We start from the raw sequence: 23,570 nt of genomic DNA on the forward strand, positions 1-23,570 counted from the left end.
CCTCGGAATCCCGGCCCGTACCGACCGCCCGTACGGACAGGTCCGTACGGAACCGGGCGGGTCAGCCGACCGGAAGCGACAGCGGGAGGCCGCCGAGCAGCGCCGCGAGCGGCTTCAGGGCCCCGGCCACGGGGCTGTCCGCGGCCTTGGGGGCGGCCTGCGGAGCGGCCTTGGCCGGGGCGGGGGCGGCCTCGCCCTCCACGGCGTCGGTGACCGGCCCGAGCCCGGCGGTGCCGGCGGCGAGAGCCTCGGGCGCACCCGCGGGCAGGGCGGCGACGCCCGGCACGGAGGTGAGGGCCGGGGCGGCCGTGGCGGTGCCCGCGGCGGCCATCGCGATACCGGCGCCGAGCACGGCGCCTCCGAGAATCCTGGCAGTTGCCTGCTTCATCGACATACATCCTCATGCTGGGGGGAGAGTTGAGCGGCGCCGCGGACACGCGAAAAGCACACGGTCCGTGACCGCGGTTCACCGCAACGTAACCACCGGGCCCCGGCGCCGCAAACCTCCACGCCGGAGGAGTCCGTCCCGCCCCACCGCCCCGCCGGGACGTCCGGGATCGTCCCGGCTCAGCTCACGGCGCCCGTGGAACCGCTGGTGACAGCGGGTCCGGCGGCCGGGTCGCGGAACAGCCACTCGGACTTGAGTTCGGCATAGCCGGGCTTGATCACGTCATTGATCATCGCGAGACGTTCATCGAAAGGAATGAACGCCGACTTCATCGCATTGACGGTGAACCACTGCATGTCGTCGAGCGTGTAGTGGAAGGTCTCCACCAGCCGCTCGAACTCGGTGCTCATGCCCGTCCCGCTCATCAGCCGGTTGTCGGTGTTCACCGTCGCCCGGAAGTGCAGCTTCCGCAGCAGTCCGATCGGATGCTCGGCGTACGAGGCGGCCGCGCCCGTCTGGAGGTTGGAGGTCGGGCACAGCTCCAGCGGGATCCGCTTGTCGCGGACGTACGAGGCGAGCCGGCCGAGCTTCACCTCGCCGTCGGCGGCGACCTGGATGTCGTCGATGATGCGGACGCCGTGGCCCAGCCGGTCCGCGCCGCACCACTGGAGCGCCTGCCAGATCGACGGCAGCCCGAACGCCTCGCCCGCGTGGATGGTGAAGTGGTTGTTCTCCCGCTTCAGATACTCGAACGCGTCAAGGTGCCGGGTGGGCGGGAATCCGGCCTCGGCGCCCGCGATGTCGAAGCCGACGACGCCCAGGTCGCGGTAGCGGTTGGCGAGTTCGGCGATCTCCAGGGAGCGGGCGGCGTGCCGCATGGCGGTCAGCAGGGCGCCGACCCGGATCCGGTTGCCGTCCTCGCGGGCCCGGCGCTCCCCTTCGCGGAAGCCCTCGTTGACCGCCTCGACGACCTCTTCGAGGCTCAGCCCGCCCTCGAGGTGCTGTTCGGGGGCGTAGCGGATTTCGGCGTACACCACGCCGTCGGCCGCCAGGTCCTCCGCGCACTCGGCGGCCACCCGGAACAGCGCGTCCCGGGTCTGCATGACGGCGCAGGTGTGCGCGAAGGTCTCGAGATAGCGCTCCAGCGAACCGGAGTCGGCCGCTTCGCGGAACCAGCGGCCGAGCGCGTCGGGCTCGCTCTCCGGGAGGGCGTCGTAACCGGACGCGCGGGCGAGGTCCACGACGGTACCCGGGCGCAGGCCGCCGTCGAGGTGATCGTGCAGCAGCACCTTGGGAGCGCGGCGGATCTGGTCCGGGTCCGGGGTCTTGAGGGTCTGGCTCGTCATCTCCGCACTCTACCTCCTACGCGCGTAGATCGCCCGCCGGTTCGAGCTTCTGAAAGCCCGTGCGACCCCGCGCCGGGCAGGGGTCGAAAGATACGGAACGGTGACCGGCGGGACGGGCCGGGTACACCCGAATTTCTGTCATGGTTCTGCCATGGCTCAGCAAGGAGTGCCGGAGCGGGGAGCCCGGCTGGGGCGGGCGTTCGGCCCGGACGGGGCACGGCGGACGGTCGGCGGCGCGGTGCTGGTACTCGCGGACGGCGAGCCGGACGGCACCGGGCGCCAGTCGCCCCTGACGGCCGCGGCGGCCCGGGCGGTGGCGCGGCAGCTGGCCCGCGCGGGCCGCGCCGACGGACTCGTCGCCCACGTCGTCGGCTACCGCTGCCGGGGCTGGAACGGCGCGGCGGCCCATCCCGTCGAGGACGCCGCCTGGGCGGTGGAGGAGACCGTACGCCGCTACGGTGACGTCCCCGTGTGCCTGGCGGGTGCCGGGATGGGCGGCCGGGCCGCCCTGCTCGCCGCCGGGCATCCGGCCGTCACCTCGGTACTGGCCCTGGCCCCCTGGATGCCCGGCGAGGACAAACGGGCGCCGGCGCCCGATCCGGTGAAGCAACTGGCGGGCCGGCGCGTGCTGATGGTGCACGGGACGAACGACGAACGCGCCGAGCCGGAGTTCTCCTACCGGTTCGCGGAGCGGGCCAAGAAGGCCAACCGGGACGTCTGCCGCTTCGAGGTGCACTCGGACGGCCACCGGATGTACCAGCACCGGGCCGAAGTGCTGGCGCTGGCCACGGACTTCGTCATCGGTTCGGTGTTCGAGCGCGGATTCTCCCGGCCGGTGGAGGACGCCCTCGCGGCTCCGCCGCCGCTGGGGTTACGGATGCCGCTGGCGTCCGGCTTCGGGGCGTCGCTCCGCCGGAGCTGACCCGCCGCCGGAGCGTGCCCCGCCGCGGTCCCGTACCCGCGGCGGCTGCTCCCCGGGGCGTCAGCGCGGCAGCAACTGCCCCCGGCGGGACAGCAGGAAGCGCTTGAAGGCCGCCACCGGAGGCGTGTCCGGGTGTCCGTCGAGCCAGGCCACACCGATCTCCCGTACGGCCCGCGGCGCCGTCACCGTCAGTTCCACCACCCCCGGGCGGGGCACCGCCGGGGGCGGCAGCAGCGCCACTCCCAGATCGGCGGCGACCAGGCCGCGCAGCGTCTCGGCCTCCTCCCCCTCGAAGGCGACGCGCGGCCTGAACCCCGCCTCGGCGCACAGGGCGTCGGTGATGCGGCGCAGGCCGTAACCGGGCTCCAGGGTCACGAACGCCTCCTCGGCCGCCTCCGCGAGCCGCACCCGTCTGCGGCCCGCCAGCCGGTGGTGGTCCGGCACGACGAGGCGCAGCTTCTGCTCGTCGAGCCGGCGCGCGGCGAGATCGGGGGCGTCCGGCACCGGCGCCGTCAGGCACAGGTCGAGATCGCCCGCCCGGAGCCCTTCCAGCATCGCCTCGCCGTAGTTCTGCACGAGCTGGAAGCGGACGCGCGGATGGTCGGCGCGGAAGGCGCGGATCAGCCCGGGTACCGTCTCCGGGCCCAGGGTGTGCAGGAAGCCGAAGGCGACCTTGCCCGCCGCCGGGTCGGCGTCGGCCCGTACGGACTCGGCGGCGCGCTCCACCCCGGCCAGTGCCCGCTCGACGGAGTGCAGAAAGGTGCGGCCCGCCGGGGTGAGCGAGACGGTGCGGCCGTGCCGGGCGAAGAGCGCCACCCCGAGGTCGTCCTCCAACCGCACCATCGCCCGGCTCAGGGTGGACTGCGGTACGCCCAGCTCCCGGGCGGCGCGGGTGACGTGCTCGTACCGGGCCACGCCCGCGAACTGGGCCAGCCGCGGGGCGAGCAGCGCGGGCCAGGAGCCGGACTCCAGGCCGGCCGGGACCGGGATGCCGCCGGTGTCGGATCCGGAGCCGGGGGCCGGTCCGGCGCCACCCGCGCCCCGAGTTGTCACACGAGTGTCTTTGTTGTTGCTGTTCAATGACACGCACCCCTCTCACCTGCCGTCATGCGCCGTTGCATCGATTATCGCCATTCCGTGCATTGGACGCATGAAGCGACTGCCTCGTACGTTTCGGGTATGCCTCCTGCTGATACCGGGGCGTCCACCGTGATCCGTGTGGGCGCCTCCTCCTCGACGTCCCGGCCCCCGGCCCCGCGCGACCCGGGCGACGGCCCCGGCGCCACCGGACTCCACCCCGGCGGTCCCGGCTACCGCCGGATGAGCTTCGCTCTCTTCGCGGCCGGAGTCGCCACCTTCGCACTCCTCTACTCCACGCAGGCGCTGCTGCCCGCGATCTCCGCCGACCTCGGCGTGACGCCCGACGCGGCCAGCTGGACCGTGTCCGGCGCGACACTGGGCCTCGCGGCGGCCGTGCTGCCGCTCAGCGCGCTGTCCGAACGGTTCGGGCGCCGCACGATGATGACGGCCTCGCTCGCGGTGGCGGCGCTGGTCTCACTGCTGGTGCCGTTCGCGCCGGACCTCGGCTGGCTGGTCGCGCTCCGGGCGGTCCAGGGTGTCGCGCTGGCCGGGGTGCCGGCCTCGGCGATGGCCTTCCTCGCGGAGGAGGTCCGCCCGAAGGCGCTGGTCGGCGCCATCGGGCTGTTCGTCGCGGGCAACAGCATCGGCGGCATGTCGGGCCGCATCGTGACCGGCTGGGTGGCGCAGGCGTGGGGCTGGCGCGCGGCACTCGCGGCGATCGCCGCCGTCGCCGTGCTCTGCGCGGTCGTGTTCCGGCTGCTGGTGCCGCGGGCACGGCGCTTCCGCCCGGCGCCGACCGGCCCCCGGGCGCTGGCCCGTACCCTCGGCGGGCACCTGTCCGATCCGCTGCTGTGCCGGCTGTACGCGATCGGCGCGCTCTTCATGACCGTCTTCGGCGCGGTCTACACCGTGATCGGCTACCGGCTGGTCGGCGAGCCGTTCGGGCTGCCGCAGGGCATCGTCGGCTCCGTCTTCGTCGTCTACCTGGTCGGCACGGTCTCCTCGGCGGCGGCCGGCCGGCTGGTCGGCCGCCTCGGGCGGCGCGGCGCCCTGTACGGGGCGGTGGGCACGACGACCGCCGGACTGCTGGTCTCGCTCGCCGACTCGGTCGCCGCGGTGCTCGCCGGTCTGGTCCTGATCACCGCGGGCTTCTTCGCGGGACACGCGGTGGCGTCGTCGTCGGTGAGCCGCACGGCGACCACCGGCAGGGCGCAGGCCTCCGCTCTGTACCAGACGGCGTACTACGTCGGCAGCAGCGCGGGCGGCACGGCGGGCGCGCTCGCCTACCACACGGCGGGCTGGCCGGGGACGGTCGCGCTGGGGCTGGCGGCCATGGCGGCGGCGGCGGGCATCACGGTCTACGCGACGCGAAGGGCGCTGGCCGAGCGGAGGTGCCGGGCGGCGCATCCGGCGTGCGCGGGGCTCTGAGCACGGGGCAGCACAGCCGCAAGGCGGAACAGGCCGCCTCCCGGGACGGGAGGCGGCCTGTTCCGTGGGCCCGCCATGGGTGAGACCCCGGATGTCAGCTGACCACGAACACATCCGTGTCGATGACCACGTCGAACGGCTCCGGAAGACGTACCGGATCACCGAACTTCCCCGCCTGGAGCACTCGGTAGACATCCCCCTTCGGCTCCCCGAACAGGGTCACGGTCGGCCCGCCGGGTGCCCAGGCATCCACCAGCAGGTAGAGCGGGACACCTGCCTGGGCGTACCCCGCCGGTTTGCTGATCCGGTCCTGACCGGCATTCGTCCTGGACGTGATCTCCACAACGAGTTCAGCGACACCCGCAGGAATGTCGGTCCTCGCCGTGGCCAATGCCTCCTTGGGCATCACCGCGAGATCGGGAATGTAAATGCCCTGGCGCCCGGGCACGGCAACGCCCTGGGTCTGGAAAATGCCCCAGCTCCGAGGGATCACGGTGTAAAGCAGCCGCTGGATGTCGTCGGCAATGTTGTTGTGGTCACTGGACGCCGGTGGTGACACGGTGATGATCCCCTCGATGATCTCCACCTTGCACCCCTCGGGCCACTCCATCTCCTCCCGGAGACGGACGAGGTCCTCCCACCCGTAGCCGTCGGTGGGCCCCGGGTCGACGGTCAGTGCGCTCATGGCGGTCTCCTCAATCGGTACATCACCGATCCCAGCATGCCGAACGGGACCGGTGGCGGTCCACCGGTCCCGTTCACCCGAAAGAAGAAAGAGCAGCTCAGGCGATGCGGTCCAGCACCACCGGCGTCGGCTCGTACGCCGTGCCCGGCTCCGCGACAGCCACCGCGCCCTCCAGCGCCTCCACGGCGTAACCGAACTTCTCCGGGGTGTCCGTGTGCAGCGTCAGCAGCGGCTGTCCGGCGGTGACCGCGGCCCCCGGCTTCGCGTGCAGCTCCACGCCCGCGCCCGCCTGCACCGGGTCCTCCTTGCGGGCCCGGCCAGCGCCGAGCCGCCAGGCGGCCACGCCGACCGCGTACGCGTCGAGGCCGGTCAGGATTCCCGAGGCCGGGGCGGTGACCACGTGCCGGTCCCGGGCGACCGGGAGCGGGGCGTCGGGGTCACCGCCCTGGGCCGCGATCATGCGCCGCCAGTGGTCCATCGCGGAGCCGTCGGCGAGCGCCTTGGCCGGGTCGGCGTCGGGCAGGCCCGCCGCGTCGAGCATCTCGCGGGCGAGCGCCAGGGTCAGCTCGACGACGTCCGCCGGCCCGCCGCCCGCCAGCACCTCGACGGACTCGCGGACCTCCAGGGCGTTGCCCGCGGTCAGCCCGAGCGGGGTGGACATGTCGGTGAGCAGCGCGACCGTCCGCACGCCGTGGTCGGTGCCGAGCCCGACCATGGTGGCCGCCAGCTCGCGGGCGTCCTCGGCGTTCTTCATGAAGGCACCGGAGCCGGCCTTCACGTCCAGCACCAGCGAACCGGTGCCCTCGGCGATCTTCTTCGACATGATGGACGAGGCGATCAGCGGGATCGACTCGACGGTGCCGGTGACGTCGCGCAGCGCGTACAGCTTCCGGTCCGCCGGGGCGAGTCCGTCGCCGGCCGCGCAGATCACCGAGCCGACGTCCCGCAGCACGTCCAGCATCTCGCGGTTGGACAGCAGCGCGCGCCAGCCGGGGATCGACTCCAGCTTGTCGAGGGTGCCCCCGGTGTGGCCGAGGCCGCGCCCGGAGAGCTGCGGCACGGCCGCGCCGCACGCGGCGACCAGCGGGGCGAGCGGCAGCGTGATCTTGTCGCCGACACCGCCCGTGGAGTGCTTGTCGGCGGTGGGGCGGGGCAGCGAGGAGAAGTCCATCCGCTCGCCCGAGGCGATCATCGCGGCGGTCCAGCGGGCGATCTCCGCCCGGTCCATGCCGTTGAGCAGGATCGCCATGGCGAGGGCCGACATCTGTTCGTCGGCGACCTCGCCGCGGGTGTAGGCGTCGACGACCCAGTCGATCTGGGCGTCGGTCAGCCGGTTCCGGTCCCGCTTGGCGCGGATGACGGAGATGGCGTCCATCAGGTGGTTCAGCTTTCTGTCGGCGGTTGGGGACCGGCGGTGCCGGTGGGGCCGGAGGCGCGGTCGCGGTCCAGGTCCCGCGGGCCGAAGGCGTCGGGCAGCACCTCGCTCATCGGCCGGACACCGGAGACGGTGTCCACGAGCAGGTCCGGCCCGCCGTGCTCCCACAGCAGCTGCCGGCAGCGGCCGCAGGGCATCAGCCGCGCACCGTCCGGCCCGCAGCAGGTGAAGGCGGTGAGCCGGCCGCCGCCGCTCGCGACGAGCGCGGAGACCAGGCCGCACTCGGCGCAGAGGGCGACGCCGTAGGCCGCGTTCTCGACATTGCAGCCGGTCACGGTGCGGCCGTCGGCGACCAGCGCGGCGGCGCCCACCGGGAAACCGGAGTACGGGGCGTAGGCCCGGGACATCGCGTCCCGGGCCGCGCCGCGCAGCCGCTCCCAGTCGGGGCCGGCCGGGTCGTTGCCGGGCGTCATGCGGCCCGGCCGTTCCGGTGATTCATGCGCCCCGGGCCCTTCCGGTACGTCATGTGCCCTGGCCCTTCTGGTACGTCCTGCCGATGGCCTTGGGCGGCCGCAGCCGCTGCGCGGCCAGCGCGAGCACCAGCAGCGTGGCGACGTACGGCGTGGCCGCGACGAACTCGCGCGGCACGGCGTCGGTGAGCGCGTACCAGACGAGCAGCACCGCGGCGACGACGAGGCTCGCCACGGCCGTCTTCGTACCGGTGGTGCGGATCTTCCACAGAGCGGCGGCGATCAGCAGCACCACCACGAGCAGCAGCAGCGCGTGGACCGTGCCGCCGCCGCCGCGCAGCTGGAGGCTGTCCATGTAGCCGAACAGGCCCGCGCCCATCGCGACGCCGCCCGGCCGCCAGTTGCCGAAGATCATGGTGGCGAGGCCGATGTAGCCGCGGCCGCCGGTCTGGCCGTCGGAGTACATGTGCACGACGATCGCGAGGAACGCGCCGCCGAGCCCGGCGAGTCCGCCGGAGACCAGCAGCGCCGCGTACTTGTACGTGTAGACGTTGACGCCCAGCGACTCGGCCGCGACCGGGTTCTCACCGCAGGAGCGCAGCCGCAGGCCGAACGAGGAGCGCCAGAGCAGGAAGAACGTGCCGACGAAGAGGCCCGCGGCGACCAGCGTCAGCCAGGAGACGTTCGTGCACAGCCCGCGCGCGATGCCCGCCGCGTCGGAGAGGAAGAACCAGTCCTTGTTCTCCAGCGTGCCGAGCCAGTCGGAGATCCAGGGCACCGAGAACGTCGACATGTCCTCCATCGGCGGCGACTGCTTCTCGTTGCCGCCGGCCTGCGCGGCGGCGCTGCCCTCCAGGCCGAACCACAGCTTGGCCAGGTACTGGGTCACGCCCAGCGCCAGGATGTTGATCGCGACACCGGAGACGATGTGGTCGACGCCGAAGGTGACGGTGGCGACGGCGTGCACCAGGCCGCCGAGCGCCCCGCCGATGACTCCGGCCAGCGCCGCGGCCCACGGGCCGTGCTGCCAGCCGATCCAGCCGGCGCAGAACGCGCCGAGCATCATCATGCCTTCGAGGCCGATGTTGATCACGCCGGCCCGCTCCGCCCAGAGGCCGCCGAGGCCCGCCAGACCGATGGGCACGGCCGCCGTCAGGGCGCCGCCGTACTGGCCGGCCGAGGAGAGGTCACGGGCACCGGTGTACGCCTGGAGCAGGGAGATCAGCAGCAGGGCGGCGGCGATGACCAGCAGCACCATCGGATACGAGAGCCTGCGCCGGCCCTTCCCGCCGCCGTCCCCCGCCCTCGGTCCGCTCAGCCCTTGGGCGATCTTGGACAAGTTGGGCATGCTCACGCGGACACCTCCGCCTTGTCGGTCCTCGCCTCGGCGGCGAGCTGTTCGCCGACCTTGCGCTGCTGTGCCTTGAGTCCGTAGCGGCGGACCAGTTCGTAGGCGATGACGACGCACAGGACGATGACGCCCTGCATGACGCCGACGATCTCCTGGGCGTAGCCCTCGAATTCGAGCCGGCCGCCGGTCCGCTCCAGGAAGCCCCAGAGCAGCGCGCCGAGCGCCATGCCCACCGCGTTGTTGCGGCCGAGCAGGGCGATGGCGATGCCGGTGAAGCCGATTCCGGTCGGGAAGTCCGTGCCGTAGTTGTACGACTCGCCGAGCAGCGTCGGCATGCCGACCAGGCCGGCGACGACGCCCGACAGCACCATGCTGGTGACGACCATCCGCTTGACGCCGACACCGCTGGCCCGGGCGGCCTCCTCGGAGCGTCCGACGGTGCGCAGGTCGAAGCCGAAGCGGGTGCGGCCCAGCAGGTACCAGTAGAGGAAGCCGACGACCACGGCGACCACGATGAAGCCGTTGACCGGGTCTTCCTGGGTGGGGATGGAGAAGAAGTGCGCCGCTTCCGGGATGGGCTCGGTGTGGATCAGGTTGCCGTCCCGGACCGCGAGGCGCCCCTCGTGCAGGAAGTAGCCGATGATCGCGGCGGCGATGGAGTTCAGCATGATGGTGCTGATGACCTCGCTGACGCCGCGGGTGGTCTTCAGCAGGCCGGCGATGCCGGACCAGACCGCGCCCACGAGCATCGCGACGATCATGACGACCGCGATCTGGAGGAAGCCGGGCAGCGCGAGCGCGCCGCCGACGACGGCGGCGAAGAAGGCCGCGATGCGGTACTGCCCGTCGACGCCGATGTTGAAGAGGTTCATCCGGAAGCCGATGGCGACGGCCAGCGCGGACAGGAAGTACGGGATCGCCTTGTTGATGATGACGACCTGGCTGTCGCTCTTCGAGCCGTAGTCGACCATGATCGAGAAGGCCCGGAACGGGTCGTCACCGGTGGTCAGGAAGATCACCGAGGTGATGGCGAGCGCCGCGACGATCGCGAGCACCGGGGCCGCGACCGCCAGGAGCAGCTTGTCCTTGTCGATCTTCTTGCGCGGCGGCCGGTCCGCCACCGCCGTCTGCTGCCGGGGCTGCTCCTTCACCGGGTGTCACCCCCGTCCCGCTGCTCGCCGGGCTGGTCGCTGTCCTGGGCGGTGTCCCGCCCGTCCTCGTGTTCGAGGTGGCCGCTGGCCGCGCCGGTCATGGCCGAGCCCAACTCCTCCGGGGTGATGGTGGCGGGGTCCGCGTCCGCGACGAGGCGGCCGCGGTACATGACCCGCAGGGTGTCCGAGAGCCCGATCAGCTCGTCCAGGTCGGCGGAGATCAGCAGCACCGCCAGGCCCTCACGGCGCGCCTCGCGGATCTGGTCCCAGATCTGCGCCTGCGCGCCGACGTCCACGCCCCGGGTGGGGTGCGCGGCGATCAGCAGCTTGGGGTGGTGGCTCATCTCGCGGCCGACGATCAGCTTCTGCTGGTTGCCGCCGGAGAGGCTGGCGGCGGTGACCTCGATGCCGGGGGTGCGGACGTCGTAGTCCCGCACGATGCGGGCGGTGTCGCTGCGGGCGGCCTTGAGGTCGAGCCGGCCGCCCCTGCTGTTCGGCTCCTCGGTGACATGGCCGAGGATGCGGTTCTCCCAGAGCGGGGCCTCCAGCAGCAGGCCGTGCCGGTGCCGGTCCTCGGGGATGTAGCCGATGCCGTCCTCGCGCCGCTTCCGGGTGGACGCGCGGGAGATGTCGTCGCCGTCCAGGGTGATCCGGCCGCCGTCCGGGTCGCGCATCCCCATGACGGCCTCGACCAGTTCGGCCTGGCCGTTGCCCTCGACACCGGCGATGCCCAGCACCTCGCCCTTGCGGATGCCGAACGAGACGCCGTCGAGCACGGCCCGTACGACACCGTCGGAGTCGGTCGCCGAGAGATGCAGCCCGTCGACGTCCAGCATGACCGTGTCGGTGACGGTCGACTCGCGGGTCTCCGGCGAGGGCAGTTCGCTGCCGACCATCAGCTCGGCGAGCTGCTTGGGGGTCACCTCGGACGGGTGCACGGAGGCGACGGTGGTGCCGCGCCGGATGACGGTGATGTCGTCGGCGACGGACAGCACCTCGCCCAGCTTGTGCGAGATGAAGATGACCGTCAGGCCCTCGGCCTTCAGCTCGCGCAGGTTGTCGAACAGCGCGTCGACCTCCTGCGGGACGAGCACGGCCGTCGGCTCGTCGAGGATCAGCGTGCGGGCGCCGCGGTAGAGGACCTTGAGGATCTCCACGCGCTGCCGGTCGGCGACGCCGAGGTCCTCGACCAGCAGGTCGGGCCGGACGTTCAGGCCGTACGCCTCGGACAGCTCCATGATCTTGGCGCGGGCCCTGCCGGAGATGCCGTACAGCTTCTCCGCGCCGAGGACGACGTTCTCGGCGACGGTGAGGTTGTCGGCGAGCATGAAGTGCTGGTGGACCATGCCGATGCCGCGGCCGATGGCGTCGGCGGGACTGCCGAACGACACCCGGTCGCCGTCCACGGCGATGCTGCCCTCGTCCGGCTTCTGCATGCCGTAGAGGATCTTCATCAGGGTGGACTTGCCGGCCCCGTTCTCACCGACGAGGGCGTGGACGGTGCCCCGCCGGACCGTGATGTCGATGTCGTGGTTGGCCACGACACCGGGGAACCGCTTGGTGATGCCCCGCAGTTCTACGGCGGGCGCGCTGTCCGCGCGGGGGCTGCTGCTGGACGCTTTGATGGCGCACTCTCCTCGGGAAAGGGAGCGGGGACGGGCCGCCCGGCCAGGGCCGGACCTGACGGGGCGGCCGCCGAGGACGGGACGTAGGCGACGCTATCGTGCCGGGCGGACGCTACGCGCGTAGCGTCGCGTCCGCTGTTCGGCCCGGGGAGGGCCGCTGCCTTCCCCGGGCCGAAGCTCAGCCGGTGAGCGCGGCGGGTCAGCCCTTCGGCTGCTCGTCCACCTTGATCTCGCCGCTGATGATCTTTTCCTTCGCCTCTTCGATCTGCGGCATGATGTCGTCGATGTTGCCGCCGGACTTGGCGAGCCGGACGCCACCGTCCTTGAGGAGATAGGCGTTGGTGCCGGTCAGCGGCTTGCCCTCCTCGACGCTCTTGATCAGGTCGAACACCGCCACGTCGACGTTCTTCATCATCGAGGTGAGGATCGACTCCTTGTACTGCGCCAGCCCGGGCTGGAGGTACTGGTCGGAGTCGACGCCGATCGCCCAGGCGCCCTTCTTCTTCGCGATGGACTCGACGGAACCGGCGCCGGACTGGCCGGCCGCGGTGTAGATCACGTCGATGTCGCGGTCGAGCATGCCCTTGGCCTTCGCCTTGGCGGCGGCCGGGTCGTTGAAGCCCTTGTCGTTGTTCGGGTAGAGGTACTCCGGAACGACCTTGACGTCCTTCTTGGTCTCCTTCACGCCCTGGATGAAGCCCGCCTCGAACTTGCGGATCAGGGCGTTCTGGGTGCCGCCGATGAAGCCGACCTTGTCGGTCTTGGTCTTCAGCGCGGCGGCGACCCCGGCGAGGTAGGAGCCCTCGTGCTCGGAGAAGACCATGCTGTCGATGTTCTTGCCCTTGGCGACCGCGTCGACCACGCCGAAGGTCGTGTCCGGGAAGTCCTTGGCCACCTTGGTGATCGACTTCTCGTAGTTGAAGCCGACGCCGATGACGGGGTTGTAACCGGCCTCCGCGAGCTGGCTGAGCCGCTGCTCGCGGTCGGCCTCGGTCTCGTTGTTCTTGGCCGTCATCATCTTGGCGTCGACGCCCAGCTCCTTCTTGGCCTTGTCGACACCGCGGGCGGCGGACTCGTTGAACGAGTGGTCGTCGCGGCCGCCGACGTCGAAGGCCAGCCCGACGCCCTTGTCCTGGCCACCCGACTCGGTCGAGGACTCACCGCAGGCGGTGGCCGTGAATGCGAGTGCCGCGGAGGCGATGCTCGCGGCTGCGATCTTGGTTACCCGGCGCAAGAGGACTTCCCCTTCGGACGAAAGCGCCTCTCTGACGGCGCTGGTTTCGCCGCATCGTAACGCGCGTAGATGCCAGGAAAACACCTCTTGCACAGCCGTTATCGGATTGACGTCCAAACGGTGTCCGACGTGCGCTGTCGACGTCCTGACCCGCTCCTGCCGGCTCCCGCCGCACAGCTCCGGCGGCGGGTCTACTGCCGGTGGCCGTCCAGCAGCGCCGCCGCCGTGAACAGCTCCACGCCCACCCGGATCGCCTCCTCGTCGACGTCGAAGTCCCCGCGGTGCAGGTCGCGCCGGGCCGTGTCGCCGGGCCGCCGGACGCCGAGCCGGGCCATGGCGCCCGGGACCCGCTCCAGATACCAGGAGAAGTCCTCGCCGCCCAGGCTCTGCTCGGTGTCCTCGATGGCGTGCAGTCCGCGCCGCACCGTCATCGCGGAGTGCAGCAGCTCGGTGGTGTCGTGCTCGTTGACGACCGGCGGGACGCCGCGCACGTAGTCGATCTGCGACTTGGCGCCGTACAGGGTCGCGATCTCGTCGATCGCGGCGTGCACCAGGTCGGGTGCCGCGCGCCAGGAGGGCAGGTCGAGGCAGCGGACGGTGCCGGACAGCTCGGCGTGCTGCGGGATGACGTTGCAGGCGTGCCCCGTCTCCAGGCGGCCCCAGGTCACGGCGAGGCCGGAGCGGGTGTCGACCCGGCGCGCGAGCAGCGCGGGCACATCGGCGGCGACCCGGGCGGCGGCCGTCACCAGGTCGGTGGTGAGGTGCGGGCGCGCGGTGTGCCCGCCCGCGCCGTCGAGGGAGACCTCCAGCCGGTCACAGGCGGAGGTGATCGGGCCGGCGCGCAGGCCGATCCGGCCGGCGTCGACCCGCGGGTCGCAGTGCACCGCGAGGATGCGGCCGACGCCGTCGAGGACGCCCGCCTCGATCGCGTCGGGCGCGCCGCCGGGCAGCACCTCCTCGGCGGGCTGGAAGACCAGCCGGACGGGGTGCGCGAGGCGGCCCTGCCGGTGCAGCTCGGCGAGCACCAGCCCGGCGCCCAGCACGACGGTGGTGTGCACGTCGTGTCCGCAGGCGTGGGCGCGGCTGGGCACGGTCGACCGGTAGGACACGGTCTTGGTGTCCGGGATGGGCAGCGCGTCGATGTCCGCGCGGAGCGCGATGACGGGGCGGTCCCCCGCGTCCGGGCCGATGTCGCACACGAGTCCCGTGCCGGCGGGGAGTACGCGGGGCACGAGGCCCGCCCGCTCCAGCCGGGCCTTGATCGCGGCGGTGGTACGGAATTCCTGGTTGCCCAGCTCGGGATGCATGTGGACATCGCGGCGGAAGGCGACCAGCTCGGCGTACAGGGCGTCGGGCAGCTCTCCGGGCATCGCGGGCCCGGCGGTCGCGCCCCGGGCGGCCGCGGCCGGCTCCTCGGGCAGCTCGGCGCCGGACTCGCGGGACATCACGTGGTTCACCCTGTGCAGGGTACGGCGGTTGGGCACTCCGTTGTCTCTCGATCAACAAAAGTTCAGCCCGTCAGGGGAGGAGAAATTTCCGCCGCCCGCCGCATGACCACGTTTTCTGTGGGGTAGGAGACCTGAATCACCTTCTGCGGATTTTTTCTCCGCGACCCCCTCTCGTCTCACGATGTGAACAACTGCCGCCGTGCGGCGCCCGGTACGTCGTCACTGCCCGGCGGCGGGTGCCGGGGGCAGCCTGACCACATCCCGGGCGGTGCCGGTGACTCCGGCGAGGAAGCCCTGGGCCCGGGGCGAGGCGCCCTCCGTCAGCCACGCCGGGTCGATGTCACAGGCCGAGACCCGTACCTCGGTGCCCGCGAGCGCGAGCGGCAGCGTGTGCAGCACGGTCGAGGGGAAGCTCACGACGGTCCGCCCGATCGGTCCGCGCCGCGCGATCAGTTCCAGCGGCAGCTCTGGCCGTACGATCTCCAGCCCCAGTTCGTCGCCGATCCGGTGCAGCTTCTCGGTGCTCTCCCGCCGGTGGGCGAAGTAGCGGGTGGCGCCGTACGCGCGGGCGAGGTCCTTCACCGCCCGCAGATAGTGCTCCTCGTCGACCACGCCCGTCTCGGCGAGGGACGTGCCGACCAGGTCCGCACCCCTGGTGAGCGTGGGCGGGCCGAACCGCTCCCGGGTCCACGCGAAATCGTTCGGGGTGACGGTGACGCCCGGGGGCGCCTCCACCGGCATCGCGCTGAACACCTCGACGCGGTGGCCCGGCCGGGGCGTGAGCCGTTTGCGCGCGGCGGCGGAGACCGGCGCGTACGCCGTGTCCCGCAGGCCCCGCGCGCCGGTGCCGCTGCGGTGCCAGCGCACCAGCGGCTCCTCCTTGGCGAGTTGGGACACGAACTCCATGGTCGCCGTGCCGTCGTCGACGACCACGGTCTCGGGCGCCCTGGACAGGGTCAGCAGCAGCTGCACATACCGGGAGAACGGGTCGCCGATGACGATCCGGCGGGCCCGCCGCAGCGCGGCCGCGAGGCCGCCCACCGTGCGCAGCGGTGCCGTGGCGCCGCCGCGGGCGTCCTCCCAGCGGACCCCGACGCCTTCCTCCCGGGCGAGTTCGGCCATCCGCCGCAGCTGCCCCCGGGTCATGGGGTCGTTGTTCGACAGCACGACCACCGTGAGCCGGGGCGACACCGCGGAACCGGCACCGGAACCGGCACCGGCCGCCGTGGCTCCGGCGTGCCCGTACGCGGCACGGCGCGCGTGCAGCCATTCGAGGACGTTCAGCAGCTGGACCGGGCTCTCGACGAAGGCGAGGGTGTCGCCCGCGAGCGGTCCGGCCGGGTCGGTGGCGGCACGCCGGGCGGCCCGGCCGCGGGACGCACGCCCGGTGCGCCCCGCGGCCGGTTCCGGCTCGCCGCCGCGGGAGGATCTGCTCACCGCTGGGGTCCTCTCGGACGAGGGAGGTGATGAGCTTGGCGGTGTTCAGACGGCCGCGGGCTCGCGGTCGCCGCCCTCGGCCACGACGCCCTGGACGCGGCGCAGCTTCTTCATCGGGCCGAGCTCGCTCTCGTACACCTTCTTGACGCCGTCGCCGAGCGACTCCTCCACGACGCGGATGTCGCGGACGAGGCGGGCCAGGCCCTGCGGCTCCACGGAGGCGGCCTGGTCGGAGCCCCACATGGCGCGGTCGAGGGTGATGTGGCGCTCGACGAAGCAGGCGCCGAGGGCGACGGCGGCGAGGGTGGTCTGCAGACCGGTCTCGTGGCCGGAGTAGCCGATCGGGACGTTCGGGTACTCGGACTGCAGCGTGTTGATCACGCGCAGGTTCAGCTCCTCGGCCTTGGCCGGGTAGGTGCTGGTGGCGTGGCAGAGCAGGATGTTGTCGCTGCCGAGCACCTCGACCGCGTGCCGGATCTGCTTCGGGGTGGACATGCCGGTGGAGAGGATGACCGTGCGGCCGGTGGCGCGCATGGCGCGCAGCAGCTCGTCGTCGGTCAGCGAGGCGGACGCGACCTTGTAGGCGGGCACGTCGAACTTCTCCAGGAAGGCGACGGACTCGACGTCCCACGGGGAGGCGAACCAGGCGATGTTCCGCTTCTTGCAGTACTCGTCGATCGCCCGGTAGCCCTCCTCGTCGAACTCGACGCGGTGCCGGTAGTCGATGTACGTCATCCGGCCCCAGGGGGTGTCGCGCTCGATGTCCCACTGGTCGCGCGGGGTGCAGATCTCCGGGGTGCGCTTCTGGAACTTGACGGCGTCGCAGCCGGCGTCGGCCGCGGCGTCGATCAGCTTGAAGGCGTTCTCCAGGTCACCGTTGTGGTTGATGCCGATCTCGCCGGTGACGTACACGGGGTGGCCCGGTCCGGCGATGCGGTCACCGAGGGTGCGGAGGCGGGAGATGGTGCTCATTTAGGAGGTACCTCTTCTTTTCGGGGCGGTGTGGGCCGCGGCCGGGTCAGGTGTTTCGGGGTCGTTCGGATCGGTCCGGTGGCTGTGACCGGGCGTTACAGGGAGGGGCCGAGGATCCAGGAGGCGATCTCACGGATCGCGCCGTTCCCCCCGTGGGCGGCGGTGACCGCCCGGGCGGCACCGCGTACGACGTCGTGCGCGCCCGCGACCGCCACCGGCCAGCCGACGAGGCCGAAGCAGGGGAGGTCGTTCACGTCGTTGCCGACGTAGAGCACACGCTCGGGCGCGACGCCGTTCTCCTCGCACCACTGCTTGAGGGCGAGGTCCTTCCGGTCGATGCCGTGCAGGACGGGGAGCCGCAGCTTGCGGGCCCGTGCGGCGACGACCGGGTTCTGTTCCGTGGACAGGATGAGCAGCTTCAGGTCGCCGGCGCGGCGGAGCGCGGCGATGCCGAGGCCGTCGCCGCGGTGCACGGCGACCATTTCCCGTCCGTCGGAGTCGACGTACACCCGGTCGTCCGTCTGGGTGCCGTCGAAGTCGAGTACGACCGCGTCGATGTCGTCGCGGGTCGGGAGCGCGCCGGGGCGCGGGGCGTCCAGCAGGGGCGCCAGGACACGGGCGCGCGCCAGGTCGTGCGGGTCGTCGATCTCCAGCACCCGGGCCGGGTCGGTGCGGACCGGCACGGTGCGTCCGAAGAAGCGGTGCCCGGCCTTGCGGAAGCCGTCGGCCGCCATGGCGTACGCGGCGCCGGTCTCCAGGAAGTCCTGCGGGCGGTCCTGGCGGCGCGGCCGGTAGGACTTGTCGTGGTTGACGCCGATGCCGCCGGTGGCGCCGTCCTCCTCGGTCTCGCGCCAGACGAAGCCGTGGAAGGGCGCGACGGTGAGCGCGCTGTCGGCGCCGTCCCGGGCGACCGCCGCGGCGGTCGCGTCGATGTCCTCGCGGGTGATGAAGGGGCTGGTGCACTGCACCAGCAGCACGACGTCCACCGCGCGGCCCTGGAGGGCCTCGTGCGCGTCCATGGCGTGCAGGACGGCGGCCTCGCTGGTGGCGGTGTCGCCCGCGATGTCGGTGGGGCGCTGCACCACGCCGGCCCCCGCGCCGCGCGCGGCGGCGGCGATGCCGTCGTCGTCGGTGGAGACGACGACATCGGTGACGATGCGGCTCGCGAGGCATTCCCGGACGGCGCGCACGACGAGCGGCACCCCGCCGACGGCGGCCAGGTTCTTGGCGGGCACGCCCTTCGACCCGCCTCTGGCCGGGATGACGGCCAGTACGGTTGGCGGCATGGTGGCTCCCCTTCTCTGGAGGTTGACGCGGGCGGCGGGGCCGGGGGCGGCAGCGCCGGTGGCGGCTGCCGCGGGTGTGGCGGAGGTGGCGGCCGGTGCGGCGGACGCGGCCGGAATGGCCGGTGCGGCTGCCGAGGCGGGTCCGGGGCGGGGGCCGGTCACAGCTCCCCCATCCGCCGGATGACGGGCGCCACGCGCTGGACGCCGTGCCGGTAGGCGCCGCGGGCGACGTCCCGCACGGCGCCGCGTACGGCGCGCCGGACCCCGCCCTGCTCCGCGTCCGAGGCGTCGGCCCCGGTGGCCCGGCCCTCGCTGTCGAGGCCGTAGCGGGTGAGGATGCCGGGCAGATATCCGGGCGCGGTGGTGGCGGTGTAGTACGGCTCGATCGGCGGCAGGGCGGGGGCGGCGAGCAGCTCGCCGATCCGGTCCCGGGCGGCGTCGAAGGCGTGTTCGTAGCCGCCGTCGGCTGCGACGCCCTGCCGGGCCACCCACTGCGGGTCCGGCTCCGGCCGGTGCCCGGCGTCCAGCTCGTCCCAGGAGGCGAGGCAGCCGGAGCCGAGGAAGTGGTGGTTGCCCAGCACCTCGCGGATGCCGAGGTCGGTGAGGACGGCGGTGGGGACGCGTCGGTGCAGGGCCTCCAGCGCGGCGGTCGAGCTGACCGTGACGAGCAGGTCGGTGCGGTCCAGCACGTCGCCCATGTGGCCGTAGACCAGGCGGCAGTTGGCGGGCAGGCCGCCGGGCAGCTTGGCGACCAGCTTCTGGTACGGCAGCTCCTCGACGTGCGTGGTGTGCTCGCCGGGCTTGCTGCGCAGCTTGATCAGCACCTCGCGGTCCGGGTGCAGCCGGGCGTGCCCGACGGCCCGGCGCAGCAGGTGGTCGCGCCCGGCGCGGTTGTCCGGCACCGAGGGCTGCACGGCGAAGCACACGGTGTACGGGCGGTCGCCGCGTGCCCGCTCGTCGTACGGCGCCCCGCCGAGGAAGGGCAGCGCGGCCTCGACCACGCTCCCGGTCCCCGCGCGCACCCCGGAGTAGACGGCGCGGAAGCGGTCCGCGTCGTGGGCGGAGTTGGCGAGGACGACGTCGGCGCCGTGCCGCAGCAGCAGGCCGTCGGCGAGCTTCTCGTAGACCACGCCGACATAGCCGGTGACGACCACGGGGCGCCGCGGGGAGTCCCGCCACGTCCGGGCGAGGCCGTGCAGCATCGCCTGGACGGCGCCTCCGACGCAGGCGAGCAGGACCACGTCGTACGGCCGCCGCGGCCCGCCGGACCCGTCGCTCATCGCGCGGAGGAATCCGGCCGTGGTGACCTCGCGGAGGGAATCCGCGCGGACACCCACCTCGTCGAGCTGACGGGCGGTCGGGGTGGCACGCCCACGCAGGAGAAAGCCGTCGAGCCGATGGCCCGATACGATGCGGTTCGCGGTGAGCGCGCCCCACTTCCATCGCGTATCGGAATCGGCGAGTACGGCGACTCGCGGACGATTACTGGAACTGACTGGCACGCTGAAGACGCTAGGAAGCGATTTCGATTCGCGGCCCAACGCCGACGCAACAAAGGGTTAACAGCAGGTCGACGTATGGCGAATCGGCCCGCACCGGCCGCGTGTTAACCATTCCGCCATGCTTCGTTCACCCATGATCTCACCGGCGGTCAAGACGAATGCCGGGCGGCCACCTAACGTCACCCGGGTGGTTAAGCTCTCCGTCATCGTGCCGTTCTACAACGTGCAGACATACGCGCCCGACACCCTCAGGAGTCTCCGTGCGAACGCGAGGCAGGACTTCGAATTCATTCTGGTCGACGACTGCTCGGCCGATGGAACTCCGGAGATCCTGGAGCGCGCCGAACGCGAACTCCCGGGTGCCGTCCTGCTGCGGCACGAGCAGAACGGCGGGCTCGCCACCGCGCGGAACACCGGAATCGACGCGGCCCGCGGTGAATACCTGACCTTCCTCGACGGCGACGACTGGCTCGCCCCCGGCTACTACGAGCAGCTGCTCGCCGCCATCGAGGACCTCGGCTGCGACTTCGTCCGCACCGACCACGTGCAGTGCACCGCCCGGGCCCGCACGATCCACCGCGCCCCGCACGGCAGGCGCGGCGTCGTGCTGCGCCCGCGGGACGCCATCCTGCCCGCCAACCGCTCCACGTCCGTCGACTACCCGTACGCCTGGGCGGGCATCTACCACCGCCGGCTCGTCGACGCGGGCCTGCTGCACTTCCGGCACGGCCTGCGCACCGCCGAGGACCGGCCGTGGATCTGGCGGCTGCACCGGCAGGCGGAGTCCTTCGCGGTCACCGGACTGCTCGGCGTCTTCTACCGGCGCGGTGTCGCCTCCTCGCTCACCCAGATCGGCGATGTGCGGCAGCTGGACTTCATCCGCGCGTTCGACCAGGTGATCGCGGAGACCGCGGAGGACGAGGAGGCCGACCGGCTGCTCCCCAAGGCGGTACGGACGTACTGCGCGATCATTTCCCACCATCTCGGCAGCATGGAGAGGTTTGAGCCCCCCGTGGCCCGTAAGTTGCGCTCGATGAGCGCCGCCGCGCTCAAGCGGATGCCCCAGGGCGTCCTCGACGAAGCGCTCGACTCGATGGACATCCAGCGCGCGTCCCGGCTGCGGCGGCTCCGCCGCCGGCCGGCCACCGGCACGGAGGTGGCGGCCTGATGACCGCCCCCGGCCACCTCCCCGCGCCCGGCAGCACCTCCGGCGGCCGCACGCAGATCTTCTTCGCGTCCACCCTGTACGGCGCGGCGACGCTCGCCGCGGCCCTGGACGCCGACTGCTTCGAGCCCTGCGACCGCCGGCTGCTGCTGGTCAGCAACAACGCGACGACACCGGAGACCACCCCCGCGCTCGACACCATGCCGGGCTTCACGCGGCTGCGCTCCCGCTTCGACCGGGTGCTCTCCTGGAACGACACGATCAGCCCGTTCCACCCCGGCGGCTGGAGCCCCCGCCCGGACGACGTCCCGATGTGGGAGCGCCATCTGCGGCTGCTGTGGGAGCTGGGTGACGACGAGATCGAGATCGCCGTCGAGTCGATCCAGGTCAACCCGGCCCTGGCGCTCGTGCAGATGTTCCCGGGCGCCCCGGTCGACGTGTACGCCGACGGCCTGATGAGCTACGGCCCGACCCGCAACAAGCTCGACCCGCTCGTCGGCACCAGGATCCGCCGGCTGCTGCACCTGGACCTGGTGCCGGGTCTGCGGCCGCTGCTGCTCACCGAGTTCGGCGTCGAGCCGGAGATCGTGCCGACGGAGGTGTTCACCTCCGTGCTGGCGGAGCTGGCCGACGCCTCCGGGCCGGAGGCCGACGCCGCCCTGCGCGCGGCCGCCCCGGCACCGGCGGCCGGGACCGGCACGGCGAAGGCCGCCCGTGAGGACACCGGGCCGGCCCTGCTGCTCGGCCAGTACCTCTCCGCGCTGGAGATCCTCACCGCCGAGGAGGAGGAGCGGCTGCACGTCACGATGCTCCGCGGCGCCGCCGCCCTCGGCCACCGCCGGGTCGTCTTCAAGCCGCATCCGACCGCGCCCGCCCGCTGGTCCCGCATGCTGGAGAAGGAGGCCGGCGAGCTGGGCGTCGAGCTGACCGTGCTCGACTCCCCGGTCCTCGCCGAGGTGCTCTACCAGCGGGCCCGGCCCGCGCTGGTGATCGGCTGCTTCTCCACCGCCCTGCTGACGGCGAGCACCCTCTACGGGCTGCCCGTCGCCCGCACCGGCACGGAACTGCTGCTGGAGGGGCTCAGCCCGTACCAGAACAGCAACCGGGTGCCCGTCACCATCGTCGACGCGCTGCTGCCCGACCTGGAGGCCGACCGCACCGCGCTGACCGGGGCGACGGGCCCCGTCCTGCTGCGCACCGGCGAGCAGCTGACCGGGCTGCTCCAGGCGGTCGGCTACGCCATGCAGTCGCAGATCCACCCCGATCTGCGCCCGGCGGCCGAGCAGTATCTGAGCACCCGTCTCGACGCGCACACCTGGCGCTATTTCAAGCGCCGACGGCTCACCGCACTCGCCCTGCCCGGAGCGATCCCGTCGCAGCTGGCCTTCCTGCCGCGCAACTCGACGGTCCGCCGGGTCGCCCGCCGCGCGCGGGCCGTGCAGCGCCGGATCGCCCGTAAACGGGCCGCGTTCGGATGAGCGCCGAGCACACGACCGTACGGGAGCGCACGGCGCCGTACCGTCCGGCGGCCCCGGGCGGGCACGGCCCCGCCGGGTCCGCTCCCGGGCCGGAGTCCGCCCTGCCCGGAGCGGGCCTGGAGGGCGGCGCCCCGCCGGACCACGCGAAGCGCCGTGCGCCGTCCGGCCGGCTGCGGGCCCTCGACGGGCTGCGGCTCGTCGCCGCGCTGATGGTGGCCGTCTACCACTACGGCGGCCGCGACGGCGACATCGGCACCGCCTGGGGCACCTCGCCCGCGGAGCAGTTCCCGACCGCCTCGCAGTACTTCTCGTACGGCAATCTGGGCGTCCAGATCTTCTTCGTCATCAGCGGCTTCGTGATCTGCATGAGCGGCTGGGGCCGGCCGCTGCGCTCCTTCTTCGCATCCCGCGTGTCCCGGCTCTTCCCCGCCTACTGGGTGGCGGTGGCGCTGGTGACGCTGGTGTTCGCGCTGCCGTGGGTGGCGTTCGACGCGGTCTCCCCCAGCCACGCCCTGGTCAACATGACGATGCTGCAGATGCCGCTGGGCGCGGAGCGGGTGCTCGGGGTGTGCTGGACGCTCTGGGTGGAGCTGCGGTTCTACGCGCTCTTCGCGCTCTGTGTCGTGCTGCCCGGCGCGAGCAGACAGCGCGTGGTGCTGTTCTGCGCGGTCTGGACGCTGGCGTCGGCGGTGGCGGAGGCCTCGGGCGAACCGCTGCTGGACGTCGTCCTGATGCCGGAGTACTCCGCGTACTTCATCGGCGGCATCGGCCTCTACCTGCTGCACCGCGACCGGCGGGACGCGGTGGCCTGGGGCATCGTGATCGTCAGCTGGCTGATCGGCCAGCACTACGCGGTGGACCGTCTCTGGCACCCGCCGAACCCGGACTTCTTCTCGTACCGCTCCTCGGTCGGCATCATCCTGGTCGTCACGGCGGGCTTCGTCGCGGTCGGGCTGATCGCGCTCGGGTATCTGCGGTGGGCCAACTGGCGCTGGCTGACGGTGGCGGGGGCGCTGACGTACCCCTTCTACCTGGTGCACGAGCATCTGGGCTGGGTGTCGGTGCAGTTCCTGCACCGCACGCTGGGGCTGCCGTCGGCGGTGACGTTCGCGGGCACGATCGCCGCGATGCTGCTGCTCGCGTGGCTGCTGTACCGCTGCGTGGAGACGCCGCTGACGCCCTGGATCAGACGGATGCTGACGGCCGGGAACCGGCGCTGACCGTGTC

The 23,570-nt window shown here is 72.5% G+C and carries 20 protein-coding genes; 5 read left to right on the forward strand and 15 right to left on the reverse strand.

Features of this window, described 5'->3' with window-relative positions; translation table 11 throughout:
- Positions 1-61: 61 nt before the first annotated feature.
- Both GCU69_RS18160 and GCU69_RS18165 read right to left on the reverse strand, forming a co-directional pair.
- On the reverse strand, positions 62-388 hold the full coding sequence (locus tag GCU69_RS18160) for a hypothetical protein (protein WP_156206630.1): 327 nt from the start codon (positions 386-388) through the stop codon (positions 62-64).
- A gap of 179 nt (positions 389-567) precedes the next feature.
- Positions 568-1,734, reverse strand: a complete 1,167-nt coding sequence (locus tag GCU69_RS18165; protein WP_156206631.1) for an adenosine deaminase — start codon at positions 1,732-1,734, stop codon at positions 568-570.
- Positions 1,735-1,885: 151 nt separating this feature from the next.
- Between GCU69_RS18165 and GCU69_RS18170 the strand changes: the two genes are divergently transcribed.
- A complete protein-coding gene (locus tag GCU69_RS18170; RefSeq protein WP_098753659.1) occupies positions 1,886-2,656 on the forward strand; it encodes an alpha/beta hydrolase in 771 nt (256 codons plus the stop codon).
- 60 nt (positions 2,657-2,716) lie between these two features.
- Here GCU69_RS18170 and GCU69_RS18175 read toward each other — a convergent pair whose 3' ends face one another.
- A complete protein-coding gene (locus GCU69_RS18175; RefSeq protein ID WP_098753669.1) occupies positions 2,717-3,646 on the reverse strand; it encodes a LysR family transcriptional regulator in 930 nt (309 codons plus the stop codon).
- A gap of 189 nt (positions 3,647-3,835) precedes the next feature.
- On the opposite strand from GCU69_RS18175, the gene GCU69_RS18180 reads away from it, so the two are divergent.
- Positions 3,836-5,164 carry an MFS transporter gene (locus GCU69_RS18180; protein WP_156206632.1) on the forward strand — a complete coding sequence of 443 codons (1,329 nt, stop codon included), beginning with the start codon at positions 3,836-3,838 and terminating at the stop codon, positions 5,162-5,164.
- A 94-nt stretch (positions 5,165-5,258) separates the two neighbouring features.
- On the opposite strand, the gene GCU69_RS18185 is transcribed toward GCU69_RS18180, so the two are convergent.
- From GCU69_RS18185 to GCU69_RS18240, 12 genes are all read right to left on the reverse strand, one after another.
- Complete coding sequence (locus GCU69_RS18185; protein WP_156206633.1) at positions 5,259-5,849, reverse strand: Uma2 family endonuclease; 591 nt, start codon at positions 5,847-5,849, stop codon at positions 5,259-5,261.
- A 97-nt stretch (positions 5,850-5,946) separates the two neighbouring features.
- Positions 5,947-7,224 carry a thymidine phosphorylase gene (locus tag GCU69_RS18190; protein ID WP_156206634.1) on the reverse strand — a complete coding sequence of 426 codons (1,278 nt, stop codon included), beginning with the start codon at positions 7,222-7,224 and terminating at the stop codon, positions 5,947-5,949.
- Between the two features lie 8 nt (positions 7,225-7,232).
- Positions 7,233-7,697, reverse strand: coding sequence for a cytidine deaminase (locus tag GCU69_RS18195; protein WP_156206635.1), 465 nt, complete (start codon positions 7,695-7,697; stop codon positions 7,233-7,235).
- 49 nt (positions 7,698-7,746) lie between these two features.
- On the reverse strand, positions 7,747-9,042 hold the full coding sequence (locus GCU69_RS18200; protein WP_156206645.1) for an ABC transporter permease: 1,296 nt from the start codon (positions 9,040-9,042) through the stop codon (positions 7,747-7,749).
- Positions 9,043-9,044: 2 nt separating this feature from the next.
- Positions 9,045-10,166, reverse strand: coding sequence for an ABC transporter permease (locus GCU69_RS18205; protein WP_098753668.1), 1,122 nt, complete (start codon positions 10,164-10,166; stop codon positions 9,045-9,047).
- A gap of 26 nt (positions 10,167-10,192) precedes the next feature.
- Positions 10,193-11,821 carry an ABC transporter ATP-binding protein gene (locus tag GCU69_RS18210; RefSeq protein WP_098753653.1) on the reverse strand — a complete coding sequence of 543 codons (1,629 nt, stop codon included), beginning with the start codon at positions 11,819-11,821 and terminating at the stop codon, positions 10,193-10,195.
- Positions 11,822-12,020: 199 nt separating this feature from the next.
- Positions 12,021-13,055 (reverse strand): BMP family lipoprotein, encoded by a 1,035-nt coding sequence (locus tag GCU69_RS18215; RefSeq protein ID WP_098753652.1) that lies wholly within the window; start codon positions 13,053-13,055, stop codon positions 12,021-12,023.
- A 191-nt stretch (positions 13,056-13,246) separates the two neighbouring features.
- Positions 13,247-14,500, reverse strand: a complete 1,254-nt coding sequence (locus GCU69_RS18220) for an amidohydrolase (RefSeq protein WP_098753667.1) — start codon at positions 14,498-14,500, stop codon at positions 13,247-13,249.
- Between the two features lie 222 nt (positions 14,501-14,722).
- Positions 14,723-15,940, reverse strand: a complete 1,218-nt coding sequence (locus tag GCU69_RS18225) for a hypothetical protein (RefSeq protein ID WP_156206636.1) — start codon at positions 15,938-15,940, stop codon at positions 14,723-14,725.
- Between the two features lie 45 nt (positions 15,941-15,985).
- Positions 15,986-16,912, reverse strand: a complete 927-nt coding sequence (locus tag GCU69_RS18230; RefSeq protein ID WP_098753650.1) for an N-acetylneuraminate synthase family protein — start codon at positions 16,910-16,912, stop codon at positions 15,986-15,988.
- Positions 16,913-17,007: 95 nt separating this feature from the next.
- Positions 17,008-18,198, reverse strand: coding sequence for an acylneuraminate cytidylyltransferase (locus GCU69_RS18235; protein ID WP_098753666.1), 1,191 nt, complete (start codon positions 18,196-18,198; stop codon positions 17,008-17,010).
- A 158-nt stretch (positions 18,199-18,356) separates the two neighbouring features.
- Complete coding sequence (locus tag GCU69_RS18240; protein WP_156206637.1) at positions 18,357-19,700, reverse strand: DUF6716 putative glycosyltransferase; 1,344 nt, start codon at positions 19,698-19,700, stop codon at positions 18,357-18,359.
- 187 nt (positions 19,701-19,887) lie between these two features.
- Between GCU69_RS18240 and GCU69_RS18245 the strand changes: the two genes are divergently transcribed.
- From GCU69_RS18245 to GCU69_RS18255, 3 genes are read left to right on the forward strand one after another with little or no spacing between them, the layout of a single operon-like run.
- On the forward strand, positions 19,888-20,868 hold the full coding sequence (locus GCU69_RS18245; RefSeq protein ID WP_098753648.1) for a glycosyltransferase family 2 protein: 981 nt from the start codon (positions 19,888-19,890) through the stop codon (positions 20,866-20,868).
- Positions 20,868-22,343, forward strand: a complete 1,476-nt coding sequence (locus GCU69_RS18250) for a polysialyltransferase family glycosyltransferase (RefSeq protein WP_156206638.1) — start codon at positions 20,868-20,870, stop codon at positions 22,341-22,343. The genes GCU69_RS18245 and GCU69_RS18250 overlap by 1 nt, the downstream gene beginning before the upstream one ends.
- Complete coding sequence (locus GCU69_RS18255; protein WP_098753646.1) at positions 22,340-23,563, forward strand: acyltransferase family protein; 1,224 nt, start codon at positions 22,340-22,342, stop codon at positions 23,561-23,563. Before GCU69_RS18250 ends, GCU69_RS18255 begins: the two co-directional genes overlap by 4 nt.
- Positions 23,564-23,570: the final 7 nt, after the last annotated feature.

It is taken from the genome of Streptomyces lycii, from assembly GCF_009735685.1.
GTDB lineage: Bacteria > Actinomycetota > Actinomycetes > Streptomycetales > Streptomycetaceae > Streptomyces > Streptomyces lycii.

What these genes read in the sequence shown, in the direction of transcription:
- GCU69_RS18160 (WP_156206630.1), bottom strand. Translation starts at nt 388, where the DNA reads ATGAAGCAGGCAACTGCCAGGATTCTCGGAGGCGCCGTGCTCGGCGCC.
- GCU69_RS18165 (WP_156206631.1), bottom strand. Translation starts at nt 1,734, where the DNA reads ATGACGAGCCAGACCCTCAAGACCCCGGACCCGGACCAGATCCGCCGC.
- GCU69_RS18170 (WP_098753659.1), top strand. Translation starts at nt 1,886, where the DNA reads ATGGCTCAGCAAGGAGTGCCGGAGCGGGGAGCCCGGCTGGGGCGGGCG.
- GCU69_RS18180 (WP_156206632.1), top strand. Translation starts at nt 3,836, where the DNA reads ATGCCTCCTGCTGATACCGGGGCGTCCACCGTGATCCGTGTGGGCGCC.
- GCU69_RS18185 (WP_156206633.1), bottom strand. Translation starts at nt 5,849, where the DNA reads ATGAGCGCACTGACCGTCGACCCGGGGCCCACCGACGGCTACGGGTGG.
- GCU69_RS18190 (WP_156206634.1), bottom strand. Translation starts at nt 7,224, where the DNA reads ATGGACGCCATCTCCGTCATCCGCGCCAAGCGGGACCGGAACCGGCTG.
- GCU69_RS18195 (WP_156206635.1), bottom strand. Translation starts at nt 7,697, where the DNA reads ATGACGCCCGGCAACGACCCGGCCGGCCCCGACTGGGAGCGGCTGCGC.
- GCU69_RS18200 (WP_156206645.1), bottom strand. Translation starts at nt 9,042, where the DNA reads ATGCCCAACTTGTCCAAGATCGCCCAAGGGCTGAGCGGACCGAGGGCG.
- GCU69_RS18220 (WP_098753667.1), bottom strand. Translation starts at nt 14,500, where the DNA reads ATGTCCCGCGAGTCCGGCGCCGAGCTGCCCGAGGAGCCGGCCGCGGCC.
- GCU69_RS18230 (WP_098753650.1), bottom strand. Translation starts at nt 16,912, where the DNA reads ATGAGCACCATCTCCCGCCTCCGCACCCTCGGTGACCGCATCGCCGGA.
- GCU69_RS18235 (WP_098753666.1), bottom strand. Translation starts at nt 18,198, where the DNA reads ATGCCGCCAACCGTACTGGCCGTCATCCCGGCCAGAGGCGGGTCGAAG.
- GCU69_RS18250 (WP_156206638.1), top strand. Translation starts at nt 20,868, where the DNA reads ATGACCGCCCCCGGCCACCTCCCCGCGCCCGGCAGCACCTCCGGCGGC.
- GCU69_RS18255 (WP_098753646.1), top strand. Translation starts at nt 22,340, where the DNA reads ATGAGCGCCGAGCACACGACCGTACGGGAGCGCACGGCGCCGTACCGT.